The 1,372-nt window shown below is 38.3% G+C and carries 2 protein-coding genes; both read right to left on the bottom strand.

The features are described from left to right. Positions 1–52 precede the first annotated feature (52 nt). Positions 53–709, bottom strand: coding sequence for a phage major capsid protein (locus OZD61_RS00945; RefSeq protein ID WP_274979508.1), 657 nt, complete (start codon positions 707–709; stop codon positions 53–55). Further along, the gene (locus tag OZD61_RS00940; RefSeq protein WP_274979507.1) at positions 690–1,169 is read right to left on the bottom strand and encodes a phage major capsid protein; all 480 of its coding nucleotides are present in this window, start codon (positions 1,167–1,169) and stop codon (positions 690–692) included. Before OZD61_RS00940 ends, OZD61_RS00945 begins: the two co-directional genes overlap by 20 nt. Positions 1,170–1,372: the final 203 nt, after the last annotated feature.

Genomic DNA, 1,372 nt, shown 5'->3' with positions numbered 1-1,372 from the left:
AGATATACCTCTTTCTTAACTATGCTTATTTTACCTCATATTTTCGAGATCCTTAACAGGTTCTAACATAAGGTTTATTCGTATAAGGGTCTCTTAATATTCTCATTCCTCTGTTATCTACAATCTTATAAGCTTGTTTGAAATCTGCCATCGCAATTACTGGTAGCTGATTGTTTGGCGCTGGTGGCATATCGGCAGATTGATATACTGGTATTCCCATTAAAGTATCTGGAGCTTCAAGCGACAGACTTGGCTGCCAGAGATACTGACCTGTTTGAGATTTTAGCAGCCTGATATCCTTCAACGTACTCCTATTCATCAAAAATGACGCATTTTTGGAATAATATTCGTCCAGAGAGTAATACAACATCATTATTGAATCACTATCTAATTTTTCAGTTTTAACTTGCTCTATTTTATTATAACTGTTTCCATTTTCATAAGCTAAAATTCCTTTTGGTTGAAAAGTGCCCTCACCCTTAATGAAGGCTTCGCTTTCTTCCTTACTAAAAGTCTCGGCAATCTTTTCCACCAGCCAACTCTCAACATCGACAAACGCATCATCGAGTAACTTTTGTGATATGTGTGGTTGAGCATATAACTCGTAAGTTGTGACGGAAATCTTTTGGATTTTGGGCGTGTCCGTATCTTTTGCAAAATCATACTTAGACTTATTGCCACCGTCCTCATCATCTACTGTAACCTGCACCGGCGCGGTCAAAATCTTCTATAATGTAATCCAATGTTTCAGTAGAGATTCTTTGACTGGAGCATATTTGTCGCATTGGGGACGAATCAGTTACGCGCTTGTTTATGCGTTTTACAATATGCGGAGTAACTAGATACCCCCCGATATCACTGTCATCTCCACTGAGGGTTTTGTGTGATAAACCGCTTTCCATTCCCTTGCGGATATAATCAGAAAAATATTTATCGCTTGTGCTAAAATCTGTATTTACTTCTGGGCGTTGAGCTGCAGTTTCGATCAAGTCTAAACGCTCTTTGCAACTATCAATGGCATTATTTACCTTGCATAGCTGCTCAATTGTTGCAGAATCAGCACGCCCTTTGCTTTCAATTTCTTTTAGTTTGCGATCATTTATTAATTTAAATTGCTCCCATGATGAAGCGAGTTCATTGATACGGTGAGCGATATCGGTAAGTGACATAATAGCCTCCTTTGAAAATGAAATAAAAATGGAAATAAGGTAATAGGAATGGCATCCATAGATGTTTCCCACAGTTGTACGAATATTGCAATATGGTACATAGTAAACGATGTCATTCCAGTGCTCACTTTCTTGTCATCCCAGTGCTTGACACTGGGATGGCTTTGTTGCATCGCTAGCTATGATGGATTAAAGATAAAAAA

It is taken from the genome of Wolbachia endosymbiont of Drosophila bocki (assembly GCF_028982005.1).
GTDB classification, from domain to species: domain Bacteria; phylum Pseudomonadota; class Alphaproteobacteria; order Rickettsiales; family Anaplasmataceae; genus Wolbachia; species Wolbachia pipientis.
This window is presented reverse-complemented; position numbering and strand designations above follow the sequence as displayed.